Source organism: Pontibacterium sp., from assembly GCF_964228735.1.
Lineage (GTDB): Bacteria > Pseudomonadota > Gammaproteobacteria > Pseudomonadales > Balneatricaceae > Pontibacterium.
In genome coordinates, this window is record NZ_CAXRBQ010000148.1 from 1 (window position 1) to 18,445 (window position 18,445).

Annotated in this window: 15 protein-coding genes and 1 pseudogene; 3 read left to right on the top strand and 13 right to left on the bottom strand. The window is 53.5% G+C overall.

Features of this window, described 5'->3' with window-relative positions:
* From ACEQ15_RS16595 to ACEQ15_RS16615, 5 genes are all read right to left on the bottom strand, one after another.
* On the bottom strand, nucleotides 1-1,292 hold a 1,292-nt coding region (locus tag ACEQ15_RS16595; RefSeq protein ID WP_370280355.1), incomplete at its 3' end, for a PAS domain-containing protein.
* Nucleotides 1,293-1,389: 97 nt separating this feature from the next.
* Nucleotides 1,390-5,076, bottom strand: coding sequence for a response regulator (locus ACEQ15_RS16600; RefSeq protein WP_370280369.1), 3,687 nt, complete (start codon nucleotides 5,074-5,076; stop codon nucleotides 1,390-1,392).
* Nucleotides 5,077-5,341: 265 nt separating this feature from the next.
* Nucleotides 5,342-6,991, bottom strand: a complete 1,650-nt coding sequence (locus ACEQ15_RS16605; RefSeq protein ID WP_370280356.1) for a Glu/Leu/Phe/Val dehydrogenase dimerization domain-containing protein — start codon at nucleotides 6,989-6,991, stop codon at nucleotides 5,342-5,344.
* Nucleotides 6,992-7,220: 229 nt separating this feature from the next.
* Nucleotides 7,221-8,867 (bottom strand): amidohydrolase, encoded by a 1,647-nt coding sequence (locus ACEQ15_RS16610; protein ID WP_370280357.1) that lies wholly within the window; start codon nucleotides 8,865-8,867, stop codon nucleotides 7,221-7,223.
* A 164-nt stretch (nucleotides 8,868-9,031) separates the two neighbouring features.
* Nucleotides 9,032-9,628 carry a DJ-1/PfpI family protein gene (locus ACEQ15_RS16615; RefSeq protein ID WP_370280358.1) on the bottom strand — a complete coding sequence of 199 codons (597 nt, stop codon included), beginning with the start codon at nucleotides 9,626-9,628 and terminating at the stop codon, nucleotides 9,032-9,034.
* A 75-nt stretch (nucleotides 9,629-9,703) separates the two neighbouring features.
* Here ACEQ15_RS16615 and ACEQ15_RS16620 point away from each other — a divergent pair, with 75 nt between their 5' ends.
* From ACEQ15_RS16620 to ACEQ15_RS16630, 3 genes are all read left to right on the top strand, one after another.
* Nucleotides 9,704-11,053, top strand: coding sequence for a PLP-dependent aminotransferase family protein (locus tag ACEQ15_RS16620; RefSeq protein WP_370280359.1), 1,350 nt, complete (start codon nucleotides 9,704-9,706; stop codon nucleotides 11,051-11,053).
* A 99-nt stretch (nucleotides 11,054-11,152) separates the two neighbouring features.
* Nucleotides 11,153-11,533 carry a type II toxin-antitoxin system RelE/ParE family toxin gene (locus ACEQ15_RS16625; protein ID WP_370280360.1) on the top strand — a complete coding sequence of 127 codons (381 nt, stop codon included), beginning with the start codon at nucleotides 11,153-11,155 and terminating at the stop codon, nucleotides 11,531-11,533.
* The gene (locus ACEQ15_RS16630) at nucleotides 11,526-11,828 is read left to right on the top strand and encodes a helix-turn-helix domain-containing protein (RefSeq protein ID WP_370280361.1); all 303 of its coding nucleotides are present in this window, start codon (nucleotides 11,526-11,528) and stop codon (nucleotides 11,826-11,828) included. Before ACEQ15_RS16625 ends, ACEQ15_RS16630 begins: the two co-directional genes overlap by 8 nt.
* Nucleotides 11,829-11,993: 165 nt before the next feature.
* On the opposite strand, the gene ACEQ15_RS16635 is transcribed toward ACEQ15_RS16630, so the two are convergent.
* The 8 genes and pseudogenes from ACEQ15_RS16635 to ACEQ15_RS16670 form a co-directional block, all read right to left on the bottom strand.
* Entirely contained in the window at nucleotides 11,994-12,341 is a 348-nt protein-coding gene (locus ACEQ15_RS16635; protein ID WP_370280362.1) for a RidA family protein, read from the bottom strand.
* Nucleotides 12,342-12,419: 78 nt separating this feature from the next.
* The gene (locus tag ACEQ15_RS16640) at nucleotides 12,420-12,767 is read right to left on the bottom strand and encodes a RidA family protein (protein WP_370280363.1); all 348 of its coding nucleotides are present in this window, start codon (nucleotides 12,765-12,767) and stop codon (nucleotides 12,420-12,422) included.
* 259 nt (nucleotides 12,768-13,026) lie between these two features.
* Nucleotides 13,027-15,210: an OsmC domain/YcaO domain-containing protein gene (locus ACEQ15_RS16645; RefSeq protein WP_370280364.1), complete on the bottom strand. Its 2,184-nt coding sequence runs from the start codon at nucleotides 15,208-15,210 to the stop codon at nucleotides 13,027-13,029.
* 238 nt (nucleotides 15,211-15,448) lie between these two features.
* Entirely contained in the window at nucleotides 15,449-16,684 is a 1,236-nt protein-coding gene (locus ACEQ15_RS16650) for an MFS transporter (protein WP_370280365.1), read from the bottom strand.
* Nucleotides 16,685-16,802: 118 nt separating this feature from the next.
* Complete coding sequence (locus ACEQ15_RS16655) at nucleotides 16,803-17,021, bottom strand: hypothetical protein (protein ID WP_370280366.1); 219 nt, start codon at nucleotides 17,019-17,021, stop codon at nucleotides 16,803-16,805.
* Nucleotides 17,022-17,025: 4 nt separating this feature from the next.
* Entirely contained in the window at nucleotides 17,026-17,184 is a 159-nt protein-coding gene (locus ACEQ15_RS16660) for a hypothetical protein (protein ID WP_370280367.1), read from the bottom strand.
* A gap of 48 nt (nucleotides 17,185-17,232) precedes the next feature.
* Nucleotides 17,233-17,856 (bottom strand): ricin-type beta-trefoil lectin domain protein, encoded by a 624-nt coding sequence (locus ACEQ15_RS16665; protein ID WP_370280368.1) that lies wholly within the window; start codon nucleotides 17,854-17,856, stop codon nucleotides 17,233-17,235.
* Nucleotides 17,857-18,237: 381 nt separating this feature from the next.
* A pseudogene (locus tag ACEQ15_RS16670) lies at nucleotides 18,238-18,445 on the bottom strand (hypothetical protein); the annotation flags it as partial.

The window sequence follows — 18,445 nt, forward strand, 5'->3', positions numbered from 1 at the left end:
CGGGCATTGATGGTAAGCAACTCCTCCCGCAGCGCTTGTGTTTGGGCCTGAGCCTGTTTCTGTTCCGAAATATCGGTGACAAAACCCTCCTGCGCCTGCAGCACTCCATCGGGGCCAAACACACCGCAGCCTTGTTCCCACATCCACTTTTCTTCACCCGTGCGGGTATGGATACGGTACTCCACGCGATAAGGACGCTGCTCACTCAACGCCTGCCGAATCTCTTCCTGCACCCGATCCCGGTCTTCGGGGTGGATCAAGTCGCTATAATCGATGACTTCCCCGGAGACAAGCTCCTCCGGTGTGTATCCGGTCTGCTCCTCACAACCACCACTGACGAACTCGACAGACCACTGCGGGATATCAACACCCCGGTAGACAACACCGGGAAGGTTGGCAATCAACGTCGCAAGACGGCGCTGGCTCTCCGCCAGTTCCCGAGTGGTTTTGTCCCTTTGGGCCTGAAGACGCTTTTGCTCGGTGATATCGGTAATAAAACCTTCCAGCGCCAGTACTTCACCCTCCGGACCATAAACACCACAGCCCTGTGTCCACACCCACTTCTCCTTACCCTCCTTGGTGGGAATTCGGTGCTCGAACTGATAGGGATAATGTTCATGTAGTGACTTCTGGATGGTCTCCCAAATACGCTCCTGGTCTTCCGGGTATACGATGAGGCCAAAGTGATCCAGCTCCTGGGGTGAGTAGCCAGTCAGCTCCAGGCAGCCCTCACTGACAAACTCGGTGGGCCATTCAGGGGTGTTCAGGATTCGGTATGCAGCACCGGGCAGGTTGGCGATCAGCGTAGACAGGCGACGGCGGCTCTCCTCCAGCTCCTGGGATGTATGATCCCATTGCGCCTGGGCCTGCTTCTGCTCACTGATATCGGTAATAAAACCTTCCAGTGCCTGGAGATTGCCATCGGGAGCAAATACCCCACAGCCCTGTTCCCACACCCATTTTTCCTGTCCATCGCGCGTGCGGATCCGGTACTCGACACGATAGGGGTATCGTTCTGCAACCGCCTGCTGGATCTGTGCCCAAAGCAGCTCCCGATCGTCCGGATGGATCAGTTCGCCGTAGGTAACGGTCCCGCCGATTTCCAGCGCCTCAGGTGAATAGCCGGTCAAGCCCAGACAGCCTTCGCTGATAAACTCCATGGACCACTCTTGGGTATTGAGACATCGATAGGCAAAGCCGGGCAGGTTCGCCATCAAATTGGCAAGCCGACGCTGACTCTCAGCCAATGCCTGGCTGGTATTGTTAGGGTCTTTTGAGGGTGATTGCTTCATGAGCATATCCCCATCTTTTTGTTAAAACTGATTTTCCCTTCTGATCAGGGAAAAGCGCCTTGGAACAACGTGGTCCAGAGCGTGATCAAAACCGCAGCTAAGCGGTATCAGGCAGCGGCGGAAAACGAGATTCCAGGGCCTGCCTCAACCGCTCGACCTCCACTTCAAGGGTCGCCAGTGTTTCCGGGGCTGCTTTAAGCTCCCCGTCTCGCGCCATAAGCTCTAGCTGGAGTGCGGTGGTAACGGTACGTTTCGCCGCAAAAACGGCCGCACTCCCTTTTAATGTATGTGCTGCTCGCCTTAACGCCACAGCATCCCCCGCAGCCAGCGTTGTGTGGATCTCAGCCATCAACTTAGGGCATTCATCGTAAAAGAGTATGACCAGATCCTCTAACACCTCTATATCTCCGCCGACCTGCTCCAAGGCACCATCTGGATCAAACACCTCAAGGGCGGCTGGCGCTGTATCCGCAGGTACTTCCTGGGCTTGGGTCTCTTGTGTGTAGGTCTCTTGGGTTTGAGGCTCTTGTGCCGGAGGTTCTTGCTGGAACGTTCCCGCTGCATCACCCATTGCTGGCATGCTTTCTTCTAAGGGCGCGGTTCTCAGTACCTGCTCGATGGTTTCGTAGAGTTGTTCGGAACGGATCGGTTTCGGGATATAGTCATCCATGCCTGCGTTCAGGCATTGCTCCCGATCGCCCTTCATCGCATTGGCGGTCATGGCGATGATCGGAAGGTGCGACGTGCTCCCTGCCTCGTGCTCACGGATCTGCTTGGTGGCTTCAAAACCGTCCATCTCCGGCATCTGTATATCCATCAACACCAGATCGAAGTGCTCTTGCTCGCACCGCTCAACTGCTTCTTGGCCGTTATTGGCGATCACAACCGAGTACCCTCGCTGTTCCAGCAACTTGGTTGCCACCTTCTGGTTTATCAGCCCGTCTTCGGCAAGAAGAATATGCAGCGAAGTTGTGTCCAATGCCATGTCCTCCACCTCTGACACAGACTCCGGTTGGGTCACCAATCCCTTCAGGCTGAGAATGGCGTCCAGCAGGTTGGACTGTTTCACAGGTTTTGTCAGACAACGTGCAATCCCTTTTTCCTGGAGGTTGGCCATCTGTTCGGAATGCCCCATGGAGGACAGCATGATGATCGCCATCGCCGCATACCTAGGATCGGAATGGACGCGCCGCGCTACTGCAAAACCGTCCATGGCGGGCATCATCGCATCCAGCAGCATTAGGTGATATGGCATTCCGGTGCTGTGGGCCCGCTCTAGTGCATCCAGCGCCTCGGCACCGGAGGACACGCTGTCCGGCTGCATTGACCAATTGAGCAGCATCTCCTCCAGTATGCGCCGGTTGGTACTGTTATCGTCAACGATGAGCACAGGCAACTGATGCAGTGCCGCCAGCTCTATCGGCGACACACTGACCACATCCTGTTGCCGCTGGATGACCAGAGCAAACGTGAAGGTAGTGCCCTCACCGACGGTGCTTTGCAGCGACATCTCACCTCCCATCATCCCTACCAACTGGGAAGAGATGGCCAATCCCAGGCCGGTTCCGCCGAAGCGCCGTGAGATGGAGCTATCGACCTGGCTAAACGATTCGAAGATGTATTCCTGCTGTTCCGGCGGAATGCCAATACCTGTATCACTGACGGAGAACTGGAGCGAAACCTCGTCTTCTTTCACCGCTTGTTGGCGGACATCAACCAGGATTTCACCCTGATCGGTGAACTTAATGGCGTTGCCAACCAGATTGACGATGATCTGCCTCAGTCGGCCCGGATCGCCAATCAAGGCATCAGGAATCTCCGGTGGAATATGGCCGACCAGTTCCAGTCCCTTCTCTGACGCCCTTAGAGCAAGCGCCTGCAGGGTGTCGTCCAGGGTGTCCCGCAAATTGAAATCGATCGCTTCCAGCTCCAGTTTGCCGGCTTCGATCTTGGAGAAGTCTAGAATATCGTTCAGCAGCCGCAGCAAGGTATCAGCCGACTGCTGGATCATGTTCAGGTCTTCCCGCTGCTGCGGCGACAGATCGGTGTTCCCAAGCAGTTCAGACATACCGATGATGCCGTTCATCGGGGTACGGATCTCATGACTCATGTTGGCCAGAAATTCGCTCTTCGCCTGGTTGGCGGCATCTGCTTGCTGCAGAGCCTGGACGATCTCCGCTTCCATCTCCTTGCGCCGGGTGATATCCGTGTAGGTGGCGACATGGCCCCCCCCAGAAATCGGTGAATAGCGGACCTCCACGATGGTTCCATTGGGGCGCTTCCTCTCCTCATGCGGCAACTCACCCCGTTTTGCCATCTCCAGCCGCGCCCTGATCTGTTCTTGCGGGTTACCCGGGCCAAACTCGTGTCGCAGCACATCGTAGTTCAGGAAATCCTGCAATGGGCGGCCGGGCTCCATCAGCTCTTTAGGATATTCACAAATATCGAGGAATCGCTGGTTCCAGATCAGGAGCTTTAAATTTTGGTCGAATGCAACCAGTCCCTGATCCATGCTGGTCATGACCGTTTGGAGCATGCTGGTTTCCTCCAGCGAACGGTCCCGGTCCAGTGTGGTTCGTTTCAGATCTTCGAATGCCTCCTGCAGTTCAAGGTTCTTACCCTTCAACTCGTCCATGAGCTCGTCCCGCGCCTCAACCGAATCACGAAATACGCTAAGCGCGTTTGCCATACGACCAATCTCGTCGGGGCCGCCCGCGGGAAGCGGCGACTTCAGGTCACCGTCGACGATCTGCAACATCCGGCTACTTAAGGCGGTTAAACGGGCGATCAGGTTACGGCCAACATACAGCCATACAATCAGGCTGGAGCTGATCAGGCTGAGCACAATGATGGCAATCAGGATCCCGGTACTTAGGTTCTGAACGGCGACGGCATCTTGGTTTGCACTGGCAACCGCTTGTTTTGCGCTCTCGACCAGGCTGTCCACCGCCTCTGTTACCGTCAGCGACAGTTTGTCGTTTTCGATCGACAACGCTTCGGCTTCGACCAGGATATCCAGCTCCTGGTCACGCAGATCAGGAATGTTATCTACGCCAGTGGCATAGAGCTCCAACTCCAAAAGCGCAGGCCAGAGATGTTCCTGCAACTTCGCACTGAACACGTCCCGTTGCCGACCTATTTTGCGTAATGACGTGCCCATTCGTACCGTCAAGATCGTTAATTGACGCTCTTCGCTGGTGGTGGTTATTTGATGTAAGGAATCGATAACCTTAGAGGCTTCCAGCTGGGTGGTGGTGAGGGCCTGATATAACGGCAGCAATGTCACCATTTGATCGATAACGTCAGCGTTTTCCTGAGCCGATGGATCGGTGGTACGGATCGCTTCATTCCACTGCTTCAAGTCGTAATCCATAACGGTCATCCATGGCGCCAACAGCTGCTGAACTTTCTGATGAGCCTTGGTTGCATTGTTCAGCGCCTCTTCCTTTTGGTCGGCGATCAGCAGACGTCGGACAATCAGTTCGTCAACAGCATCGATATTGGCTGTTAGTCTTTCGACCGCCTCAGAAATAGCACGGTAATCCGATGTATCGGACCACGTATGTTCTACAACACCGAGCAGCTCATTGAGCTTTTCAACTTCCGTCCCGATCTTGTCAGACTCTTCGTCATACTGATCGAGTGTGGTGACTTTGATCAGTGCAGGGGCCGCTGCAACAACCCTTGCCGTTTGTTGCGCCAGTTCCTGAGATGCCAGAGCGGAGGGAAATTTATGGAGGGTAATCAGAGAAAGGCTGTCGCGGACCTGCAGCATTGAAACCATTGCAGCCACTGCAGCCCCCACTGCAAAAGCACTAATGGCAAAAAATGCTAGAAGTAGTCGGCCACGAACTCCCATTGGATTTCTCGCGATCAGGGTGCTTGCACACAAACACCCTGCTCTTAGTTAACACATTCAGCAGTTTAGCATACGCCCCGAACAGCCCTTCCCTGACAAATGCCCTGAAACACTGTAGAAACGGGAGCTCTGCGAGACCTGCTCCAACAACCTTTCAACACCCTTGTTGCTAATAAGGCGGAGACAATAATCAGGGGAAAAGACCCCGTAACAGTTTCGCCTGGGTAATTCGGTCGATGCCTTCGATCAGTGCCGCGGTACGCATATCCACGTGATCCCGCTGTGAACGTTCAAGCGCTGCATGAAACGCCGCAGTCATGATTTTGTGCAACCGGCCGTTGATTTCATCCAGCGACCACATATAGTTCTGCGTCCCCTGCACCCACTCAAAATAGGAAACCGTTACCCCACCGGCGTTAGCCAGGACATCCGGCACGATAAAAATCCCCCGATTATTGAGAATTACATCCGCTTCCAGTGATGTCGGTCCGTTGGCACCCTCCGCCAGCAGCTTACAGTTAATGCGCGGCGCGTTCTCTGCCGAAATCTGATTCTGCAATGCGGCGGGCACTAGGATGTCGCAAGGCAACTCCAGCAACTCCGCGTTGCTGATCTCCTCTCCATCGGGATATCCCTTCAGAAAACGGTGTTCACGGATATACTCCAACAGGGAGCCAACGGAAAGACCACGGGGGTTGTAGATACCGGTGGTGGCATCGCTGACAGCTATGATTTTGACGCCATCCTCGGCGAGGAATCGAGCGGCATTGCTGCCCACATTACCAAAGCCCTGAATCACAGCCGTGCTCTGATCCAGCTTCATGCCCATGTGCTTAGCCGCATCCTCGATGGTATAAACGACACCCCGTCCGGTGGCTTCCTTGCGGCCAAGGGATCCACCCAGCACAACCGGCTTACCGGTCACCACTGCCGGTACGGAGTACCCCACCTGCTGGCTGTAGGTATCCATAATCCAGGCCATAACGTTTTCATCGGTACCCATATCCGGCGCTGGGATATCCTTGTCGGGACCGATCATACCGATAATTTCCGAGGTGAAACGCCGGGTCAGGCGCTGTAATTCCTTACGGGAGAAGCCGGTCGGATCAACCCGAACTCCGCCCTTCGCGCCACCGAAGGGCAGCTGCATCAGGGCGCACTTCCAGGTCATCCACATGGCCAGTGCCGAGACCTCACCCAAATTAACCTCCTGGTGGTAGCGGATGCCTCCCTTGGTGGGCCCCATGGTCAAAACATGCTGCACCCGGTATCCGAATACAGTTTCCACCTCCTCATGTTTATCCCGGCGGAAGGGGAAGGTAACTACCTGGGTTCGTTGCGGAAATAACAGACGTTGGCGGAAATTGTCGTCAAGATCCATGATCTGCGCCGCTTTGAGGAACTGCTGCTGTGCCAGACGAAACATGGGTGAGTCCCACTCTCCGCTTTGTGCACGGGTCCGTTCAATAGCGTAGCGTATTGAGCGTTCGAGCTGAGCGCTGTTGATCTGCCCCTTAATCAGATAGGCCTGCGCCCCGGACTCAACCGCGCGGGCGGCGAGATTGATGTCCTCCAGGCCGGAGAGAATAACCACCGGAATATCGGGTGCTTCTTTCCGCAGCCGCAGAAAGGTATCCAGCTCCTGGCTATCGGGTAATACCAGATCCAATAAAACAATGTCGAATCCGCCCTGTGCCAGGCGAGCCAGCCCGGCGGTCAGGGTATCAACATGCACGACATCGAAGGACACCGCTTCCGCTTTCGCGAGCAGACTTAAGATCAACCTGGCATGGACAGCGTTGTCCTCGATCACCAGGGATCGAATATTGGAGGAATCCATTGTGAATCGGCCCCCATGGATAAAGAAAACCTATGTCTGGGTAGCCGTGGAACTGGACGTTGAGCCGCCGGAAAACACTGCAGGAGGTCTAATATTGCCAGTGGCCTGGGCAACCACTGTTGGCAGTATAGCTCCTGTATAAAGCACACAGCGATAGAGGAAGGGATATGGCCTCAGCAAACAATGAGGTCATATCCCCTAGGATGATGGGATATTCATACGAAACTGGCTACTGATCCAGTGCACCGGACTTGTACACCCAGCGACCTTCAACCATAGTCGCCACTGGCTTGATGGCAGCAATCTTCCGTTTATCTAGGGTGAGGTAATCCGCGTTCAGCACCAACAGGTCAGCACGTTTTCCTACCTCAAGCGACCCCAGCTCGTCCTCCATAAAAGCGAGTTTCGCATTGTTGATGGTATGCGCAATCAGGGCCTGACGCCGGTCGACACTCTGCTCGGACACCTTGGTGCCATCCACCATTCGGCCGTTCACTGCCCACCACAGAGTGCGGAACGGGTTGTAGATCGATACCACTGGGCTATCCGATCCCAGCCCCCAAAGCACACCTTTCTCAGTGAGGGTTTTCATCGGCGTCATCTGCTGTGCGGCGGCACCAAAGCGGGAAACAAACCGGTAGCCGATCAACACCGGACGGCTATGGATGGCGACGTTCATGCCCAGCGCTTGCACACGATCAATGGTGTTTGGCTTGATTCCGTCCACATGGGCAAAGGTCCAGCGCAACGGTGCCAGTGGATAGTCTTGATTGATCTGTTCAAAGGCATCCAGATGCTGGTTGATCGACTGATCGTTTACGGCATGCAGGTGTAAATGCAGCCCGCGTTTGGCAACTTCACGGGCGTTTTTCAGGAACGCAGCTTTCACTTCATCACTACTTTGCGCCGGACGTCCGGCACTGTCCTGTACGGCCAACATCAACTGCTCGCCCACCGATACCGGCCGGAAGAATGCACTGCCACTATTAAATTCGACGCCATCCAAACGGGTCAGGTCCGGCGTACGCTCACCTTTATCCCAAGGGATCACCTGCTTCATATAAAACAGCCGGATCGGCATTTCACCCTGGGCGTCCAACTGCTCGAATGGGGTATACAGTGAATCGCCGGTATCAAAGCCACCCGCATCAACCACCGTTGTCAGCCCACTCCGAGCCAGATCCAACAAGGCCTGGCGACCATGGGCGAGCCTATCTTCGGCCTGCTGCGCGGCGATCTGCTGTTCGATCAGCCATTGTGCCCGCTTAGTGACCGGCCCCTGTGGTAATCCACTGTTATCCAGCAGCAACCCCGGCATCGGTTCCGGACTGCTGGCATCCACACCAATCAGGCGCAAAGCTTCGCTGTTGGCGTATCCCCAATCGAACAGATGCTGCAGATACACTGGATTGTTTGGTGCGGCTTTATCCAGATCGGTGCGCAGGAAGCCCGCTTCCGGACGGCCCTTAAACTGACGCTCGATAAAACCACCGCTGGCGATCAACCACTGACCCGGCTTGGTCTTTTTGGCGGCGTCCGTGATTCGCTGTAACGCTTCATGATAGTCGAGTACACCTTCCAGCCGGATCTGCTGTTGCCAGTTCTGTGCGGCTCTGACCAGGTGCATATGGTTGTCGATCAGCCCCGGAATGACAGTACGACCTTGCAGATCGACCACTTGAGTGCCGGACTCGATATGGCTCGCTATATCCGATTCATCCCCTATCGCCACAATCCGCCCTTTATCCACCGCCATCGCCGAAGCCTGACCAAAGTCAGCATCCACCTTCAGGATCTGACCGTTCTTCAGCACCAGCTCGGCGCTGTGAAGTGAACCGCTGAACAGCAGAAGCAGCGCACAGGTTTGCCGTTTCATGGGGGACTCTCCTATCCAGAATTAGCCGCGGCGTAATAGTCAACTATGATCGTGAGAACGCGTTCATGATCGAATGTTCCACTACTACATCACCATAGCGCGTTTCAGACATGTTTTTCGGAGAGTCGCTCCGATTAAAGGTACTCCTGGATACTTGGTTCGGCTTATAGGAACGGTTCAATATGGCTGATGGCCAATGTCACATAACGCTCCTTCTCACCCACCGGGGCAACGTAGTGCATTGCGCTTGCCGCGGCATCGATGCCTTCGGTACGCGCGATTACCCACAACGCCAGATAGGAAGAGGCTAAACAACCACCTGCCGTGGCAACATTGCCCTGCGCGAAAAACGCCTGGTCCAGCACCTCTACACCCGTCTCCTGAACCCAAGGCTTAGTTGTCAGGTCGGTACACGCCAGCACACCGTTCAACAAACCCAGTTTGCTTAACACCAGCGCACCGGAGCACTGGGCACCGATCAGCTGGCGGGATGGATCAAGTTGCAGCTGCGCCATGATCGAGTCATCAGCCACCACATCACGGGTTTTCATACCACTGCCCACCAGCACCACATCTGCACGGCTCGCTGCCTGCAGATCGATATGTCGCTCCAACACCACACCATTCATGGACTCCACCCGCTCGGTTGGGCTGGCAATGGAGACCCGCCAACCGGGCTTCTTGATGCGATTGAGGATGCCCAGTGCGATCAGGGAATCCAGTTCGTTGAAGCCATCAAAGGTCAAAATAGCGATATGCATAACACTGCCCTCGGATCAGTTACCGTTGAGAGATCCGATTCTGCACACTAATATCATGACAATAAAATTATTGTCATGGATACAATCCAGATGCCCCGTGCCCGTTATAAACAGTTAGTGGACCAATTCGCTGCCGATATCCGCTCGGGAAAACTGCCGCCCGGCACCCAGCTTCCCACCCACAGGCACCTTGCAGCGCAACACGGTATCGCACTGGTCACAGCCTCCCGGGTATACGCAGAACTAGAAAACATGGGCCTGGTAAGCGGAGAAACCGGGCGTGGCACCTTTGTGCGGGAAACCGGACTGGCGCCCGGTCACGGTATCGACCAGCCCGCGATGGCGGATGGCGTGCTGGACCTGAACTTCAACTCTCCTTCCCTGCCCGGACAAAGCGCCCTGCTGCGCAACGCATTACGCAAGCTCGCCTCCAGCGGAGACCTTGAAGCCTTACTGCACTATCAGCCCCACGCTGGTCGCAAACATGAACGCGCGATCATCGCGGAACACCTGAAAAGCAGGCAGCTGTCAGTTGATGCAGAACAGGTCCTGATTGTCAGCGGCGCCCAGCATGGGTTGGCGACAACCGTAATGGGGATGATGAAACCCGGTGATGTGGTCGCTGTGGATGCGCTGATCTACCCCGGCTTTAAAGCGGTCGCCGAAGCCCAGCATCTGGAGTTGGCGCCAATACCGTTCTCTGAACAAGGTCCGGATCTGGACGCTTTGGAAAAACTCTGCCAAGCGCGAACCGTGAGAGCCGTATACACCATGCCCACTCTACACAACCCTATGGGCTGGGTGCTGGATCTGGCTCAGCGGGAACAACTTATCGAGATCGCACGACAGCATGACCTAATCATCATCGAGGACGCCGCTTACGCCTTCCACGCGGAAAACCCGCCACCGCCGATCGCCGCCCTCGCACCGGAACGAACCGTGTATGTATCCGGCATATCCAAAAGTATCGCCACCGGACTGCGCGTAGGGTTTGTTGCCGCTCCATCCGAATGGGTCCCGACGATTGAGCGCGCCATCCGCGCCACGACCTGGAATACTCCTGGTTTGATGACCATGTTGGCCTGCCGCTGGATCGAGGACGGCACGGTTAACCGATTGGAAGCCGAGAAACGCGAAGACGCTAAGCAAAGACAGCTCTTGGCCAGTAAGATCCTTGAAGGCATGGAATACACCAGCAATCCCGCTGCCTACTTTATCTGGCTTCCCCTGCCCGAAGAGGTCCGGGCCGATAAGATCGTAATGGAGCTGATGAACGAGAACATCTCCGTCTCCACGGCGGAGCCGTTTGCCACAACTGAGCATGTGCCTCATGCGTTGAGGTTGGCACTTGGATCGGTGGGCATGGACGAACTGGCGATAGCATTGAAGAAAGTGAGAGAGGTGATTGAGGGGTATGCGTATTGAGCTGCGTGGAGCCTAATCTTCCCGAGAAGCCGAACCATAATATATACTCCTCTATAGTACTTATTACTACAGTACCAAATACTACACTAAGGATGGTGTATGAGAATTTTCAAAACCAAGGAGTTCGACAAGCTCGCTCGCAAACAACACCTGACAGACCAACAACTTCGAAAAGCGGTATCTGAGATTGAAGATGGGCTGGTAGATGCTGATCTCGGTAGCAACCTTTTCAAAAAACGCATTGCACATGGCAATCAGGGCAAGAGCAGCTCGTTTCGAACACTGCTCGCTTATAGATCAGGGAAGAAAACATTCTTCTTGTACTGCTTCGCCAAGAACGAGAAGGACAATATTTCTCCCGCCGAGAAGCGGGCGCTAAAAGTCTTATCCAAGCAGTATCTGAAGTTATCGCCCGAGCAGATAGAGATCGCTAAATGTACAGGCGCGCTAGTAGAGATAGAGGCACACAAAGATGAGTAAACTGCTGAAGTCATTACAAAAAGACATGACAGCCTTGAAGGATGCAGGGCTCGTTAGCGAAACCACAATGCGGGAGTTTAATGAAGCCTGCTTAACCGAAGTAACACCGCTATCTGCCGCAGAGATCAAGCGAATCCGCTCAGAAAACCACGTTAGCCAGAGTGTATTTGCGAAGTACCTGAATATGTCGACTGAAAGCGTGCAGAAGTGGGAACGCGGTGAAAAACAACCGTCTGGCGCTGCGTTGAAGCTGCTGGTGCTTGTTCGGGAAAAGGGCCTCGATGCTATTGCCTGAGAGATTCACCTCTTAAGATGATTTCACGCACTGTGTTGGGTTACGCCACATAGGTAGGTCGGCCTGTAAAATCCAGCCTACCAGTATGTGACTTACCCAACCTAGCGGACTGTCATTCACCTCAGCGGAAATAGAACATCTGCCTGCAGCAAATTGAGTCTTCGATTACAGACTCGCAGTCACAGTCACTTCAACCAGCACGACCTCACGCGCCATAACAGACTGAACACAGGTACGGGCTGGTGCGCAGCCTTCAGGTAACCAGGCATTCCAAAGGTCATTAAAGACAGCGACGTCCTTGTTGTCTTTTATATGAATCAGCGCAGACAGGATTTTACTTTTATCTGTGCCTGCTTCTTCCAGATGGTCGTCAATGCGTGCCAGGACCGATTTGGTTTGACCAACGATATCTTCGTTCACATCAAGCGCCACTTGGCCACACAGATACACCGTATCGTTGTGAATGACGATTCGGCTTACTTTTTCACTGGTACGTTTACGGATGATTTCCATAATCTGTTTCTCATCAACTAAGTGTGTGTAACTGTGCTGGGGCACAGCGAACACGTAAGTATTCTGGGTAGGAGATATTTAGAGAGCAGCGATAACGGTTACTTCAACCAGTACCGCATCATTCGCCATAGTCGATTGCACGCAGGTACGGGCAGGTGCGCAGCCTTCCGGCAGCCATGCGTTCCACAGCTCATTGAAGGTGGCTACGTCTTTATTGTCTTTAACGTGGATCAGCGCGGACAGCAGCTTGCTCTTATCAGTACCTGCTTCTTCCAGATCGCTGTCGATGCTCGCCAAGACGGCTTTGGTCTGACCAACGATGTCGTCATTTAAGCCAGCCGGGATTTGACCACACAGGTAGACAGTTTCGTTATGGATAACAATACGGCTGAGTTTTGCACCTGTACGTTTGCGGGTTAGATTCATTAGCGCTTTACCTTGAAAAGAGAAGATGACGGGCGCCTGAACATCACAAGATCGGACGCTCTACATGAGCGCAGACGTGATTCTCAGTCCCCAATAACATATCCGCCGAACATAGCACGGACCTGAAAATCGGGGCATTTCATTCATTCTCACAATGTAAAAGCGGAACTCTTCTCACGAAGTCAGGCAGGTTGGACGCATAAAAAAACCCAGCCTGAATAGGCTGGGTTTTCATGGGATCTATCGGGTGCGTTGCGGTTTACTTTGCCGCCCTTGCAGCACGCGCCGCATGCAGCTTCTTGTAACTCTCGATCAGGCGCAGGTGCTTATCGAGGCCTTCCAATTGCATGTTGGTTGGCGTCAGGCCGTGGAACTTCACGTCGCCGTTGAGGGAATCAACCACGTTTGCCATCACCTCTTCTCCGAACATACGGTTCAGATTGTGCAGGTAGTCTTCCAGTTCCAGATCTTCGTCCAGCGCAATCTCCAGCACCGCATTTACCGCCTGGTAGAACAGACCACGTTCAACGGTGTTGTCGTTGAACTGCAGGAAGCTTTCCACCAGCTCGATCGCTTCTTCAAACTGCTGCAGCGCCAGGTAGATCAGGATCTTCAGCTCCAGTACGGTGAGCTGACCCCAGACGGTGTTTTCATCAAACTCAACGCCAATCAGGGTGCGGATAAAGGTGTAGTTGTCTTCACCGCTCTCTTCCAGACGTTCAACCAGATCCGCCAGCTGCTCGTCATTCAGTGAGTGGATGGTGAGGATATCTTCGCGGAACTGGAGTGCTTTGTTGGTGTTGTCCCACACCAGATCTTCCACCGGATAGACTTCAGAGTAGCCCGGCACAACGATACGGCACGCGGAAGCACCGAAGTCGTCGAAGGTGGCCACGTAAACCTCTTTGCCCATCTCTTCGAGGATCTGCATCAGGCCATTGCACTCCTCTTCGTTGGTACCGGAGAAATCCCACTCGCAGAACTCATAGTCGTGCTTAGAGCTGAAGAAACGCCAGGAGATTACACCGGTGGAATCGATAAAGTGCTCAACGAAGTTGTTTGGTTCCTGCACCGCAAGGCTGTTAAAGGTCGGACGTGGCACATCGTTCAGACCTTCGAAGCTACGGCCCTGCAGCAGCTCGGTCAGGCTTCGCTCCAGTGCCACCTCGAAGCTTGGGTGCGCACCGAAGGATGCAACTACACCGCCGGTACGTGGGTTCATCAGCGTCACACTCATCACCGGGAACTGACCGCCCAGAGAGGCGTCTTTCACCACAACCGGGAAGCCCTGCTCTTCCAGCTCTTTGATGCCCGCCAAGATGCCCGGGAATTTTTCCAGCACCTCTTGCGGTACGTCCGGCAGCACAATCTCCTCTTCGATAATCTGGCGTTTTACCGCACGCTCGAAGATCTCGGACAGGCACTGCACCTTAGCTTCATGCAGATTGTTACCCGCGCTCATGCCGTTACTCAGGAACAGGTTTTCCAGCAGGTTGGACGGGAAGTACACGGTTTCCTGGTCGGACTGACGTACGAACGGCAGCGCGCAGATACCACGCTCGATGTTGCCGGAGTTGGTGTCGATCAGGTTGGAACCACACAGCTCGTCTTCTGGATCGTAGATCTCCAGGCAGTAGTCATCCAACAGGCCTTCCGGGATGGAGTCATCCGGATTCAGCACAAACCACTTCTCGTTCGGGTAGTGAACGAAATCGGCATTGGCCAGCTCTTCACCGAAGTACTGGTCGTTGTAAAAGAAGTTACAGCTCAGGCGCTCGATAAACTCGCCCAGCGCAGACGCCAGCGCGCTCTCTTTGGTCGCACCTTTACCGTTGGTGAAACACATCGGAGATGCGGCATCACGGATATGCAGCGACCACACGTTTGGCACGATGTTACGCCAGGAGGAGATCTCGATCTTCATGCCCAGCTCTTCCAGCATGCCGGACATGTTGGCGATCGTTTTCTCCAACGGCAGGTCTTTACCCAGGATCATGGTGGTACCGTCATCCGGCATACCCATCGCCATGATGGACGCATCGGCATCCAGGTTTTCAACCGGTTCGATCACAAACTCAGGTCCGGTCTGCACAACCTTCTTCACAGTACAGCGGTCAATCGCACGCAGGATACCCTGACGGTCTTTATCGGAGATGTGCTCCGGCAGCTCTACATGGATCTGGAAGACCTGGTTGTAGCGGTTTTCCGGATCAACAATGTTGTTCTGCGAGATGCGGATATCATCGGTTGGGATATCGCGGGCGTTACAGTAAACCTTTACAAAGTACGCCGCACACATCGCGGACGATGCCAGAAAGTAATCAAACGGACTTGGCGCAGAGCCGTCGCCTTTGTAACGGATAGGCTGGTCGGCAATGACGGTGTAATCATCAAACTTCGCTTCAAGTCTGAGGTTATCAAGAAAATTAACTTTGATTTCCATTTGAGTACTCTTAAGGAATCGTTAGGTGCAAACGGGTAGCGCTAACTGCCGTGTCAGAGGATTTAAATCCAGCAGCTACAGTGTGTCGGAAGACACCGGATATGGCGCGCATTCTAGCACGATCGATCAAATAGGAACGAAAACATTATTCAGGTTGCGATCTGCTCAAAGTAGCTCCGCGAGGCTTTGTGGGCTGACAGAGCAGCAGCCTCGCGCGCATTCAGCAGGAATGGCGATATCAAGCAACCGCCACAGACGGTTTCCGATCTGCCCAGGGCTTCTCTTCCACCGGCAGATGGATGATGGCTGACAGCAGACCGAAACCAACGCCAACCCACCACACCACGGTGTAGCTGCCGTACAGGTCGTACATCATTCCGCCCAACCAGACCCCCAGGAAGCCACCCAACTGATGGGAGAAGAACACCAAACCGTAAAGCGTACCCATGTAACGCAAGCCGTAGATCTGAGCCACGAGACCGGATGTGAGCGGCACGGTTGCGAGCCAAAGGGCACCCATGGCAATTGAGAACAACACCACGGTTTCCGGTGTGATCGGATTTAGAATAAATGCGGCGGCAACGATCGTGCGCAGGAGATAGATTCCCGCCAACAGATACTTGCGGGAGTACTTGTTGCCCAACCAACCGGCGGTCACCGTGCCACCGATATTGGAAACGCCGATCAGCGCAATCGCAACAGCCCCCAGCGTTGAGGTGGATGTAATACCCAAGGACTGAATAATGCTGCCCGGAGCCACGGCGCTGCACATTTCAGCGATAAAGGCAGGAACGTGAGCGGTAAGAAACGCCAGTTGGTAACCACAGGAAAAGAAGCCGATAAAGATAAAGGCAAAGGATGGATCTTTAAGTGCTTTTTTCAGCACAGCGCCCATTTTCTCGTCTTGGTGAGACGCTTTAGCAGGCAATGGCGCACGCATAAAGAACAGTGCCGCCAGAGAGACGATGATAAAACCGGAAAAGGCGATAAACACCGACTGCCACGGCATTTGATTCAGCAACATCTGCGCAACCGGTGGACCCACGATCTGACCGGCTGAGCCCGCCGCCGTCGCGATACCCAGCGCCAGCGAGCGGTGCTTATCCGATGCGGCACGCCCCACAACGGCGAGAATCACACCAAAGCCGGTACCCGCAATACCAAAGCCCACCAGCATCTCCAGCAACTGATGTTGCCCTGGAGTGATCGCAAAGGAAGAAAGCACCAAACCGATCACGTAACACGCAGCACCGGCGATAATCACTTTTCTGTCACCATACTTCTCTGCCAATGCACTGAACATCGGCTGGCCGATCCCCCAGAACAGGTTCTGGATCGCGATCGCGAAGGAGAAGTCCTCCCGCAACCAGTTGAACTCCTGGGCGATTGGAATCTGAAACAGCCCGAACGATGAGCGGACCGCGAAACTGACGAGGATGATGATACATCCCGCAATCAGAACGGGATTGAACAATCGATTGTGACCGACTGATACCACAGCGCTAAACCTAATCTATGTATTAGTAATCGCGGAATTATACACCGCACTACTACCATGCGCTTTTCACGGTTGCGACGCAGGCTCTACCAATTCAGTCCTGCAAGTCATCAACAAGACACTGATCGTCCTGCACGTGCCTCCCTCTAGTCTCAACGATTCCCGCCAACAGCAAGAACAGTGCCCCTAAAATCACCACCAATAACGTCAGAATCAGAACATTTTCGAAGTTTTCATAACGGTTTGCCATAAACCCTACCCGCGTGGGCCTGATCTTCTGTGCTTCACCGTAGCTGAAGGTCATTTGACTCATCGGGTTAGACGGGTTGTCGGGAAACAGCCACTAGGTTCTGACTAAGGATGATGATCAGACTTATCGCCTTCAGGAAAAATGCGATCAACAGCGCTGAGCGACCAAACTCGGTCAGTTCATAGGTCGCTGCAACCGGACGATCGCTGATCTCGTTGCGAATCACCCTATCTGCGGAGTGGTCACTCAGATGAAGCTATGAAGGCTTTCGTCATCAATTTCTTATACTGCCGTCCGGGTAGCGTACTCCTGGTATATCAGACGGTGAAACAAACTCCCACTGTTGATAGATTGACTGCGCTTCGCACTCTTCAAGGGTTAGCGGCCGAACCAAATGACGAACAGGATGGTTTCGCGTCCCCATAGATACAGAGGATGGTTTTGCATCCACAGTAAGACATAGAGTTGGGTTAGACTTGAGACTTATCATCCCCGCTTTTATTTGCCATTGCATGGACGAATCCGCTGGATCACACTGCACGGCCATTACGTGACTTCCCGGAGCGGCCTTTACAGCAGTCAAACACGCATTAAACGCAGGCATAAAAAGGTGACTGCTTTTATTGAACTCATCCTGCGAAAAACGCTCATCATAGTTCCAGAATCCGTCCTTACAGGTGTGGACATTCAGAGGGATTTGAAGATTAACTCCCTGCATATGTCCCTGCACATCAATACAAAAACCTCGACTTGGATCATCCAGTGAGTTGCTAAGACGAATGAAGTCACCAGCCTTACTGTTTGGCGCTCCGGCAAACTGAGCCTGCACTTGGTTAGAGCTAAAGAAACATAGAACTATTACACCAGACCGAAGCCAGCTTTCTTTAAAGACATTCATATAAACTCACCTATTCTGAAAATCACCACGCAAACCAAACGAAAAGCGTCCAGACATTAATAAAGAACAAGGCATGACAACTTGCTAAAAAACAGAGCCAGAGCTATTCCATCACAAGCTGCTTTTTAGGAACCGAAGCTTGGCATGACTTAGATAAAAACCAACTAAACCCGATGCTCACTTAGGTTGAATAACCTAAGACTCAACAACATGTCAGACATGGGTATCCACCAAGAGCCCAGCAAGCATCTAAATCATCGTTTAATATAGGCTAAACAATCCCTACAACAGACTTTTCGGGTACATCAACAACTCCAGCCAACATTCGAGTATTAGCTGGAGAGTTTCGTCGAAAACAGTAGTTTTAAGCGTATCGCCAGTTCACCTTAACCACAAAAGACCAACAGGGTGAAGTGTGTAGCTCAAGACATCATGCTTTACGAATGGAAGCTTTTTAAGAATGTTATTAGCTTCATCCGCATCTTTCGCATTGATAAAGAAAACTATACTTGCTTTTCTTTCTTGTTCAGGTTCATTCAGCTCGTGATTCAAATAAACGTTTTCAACGATTCGGCTCTGCCACAGCTTT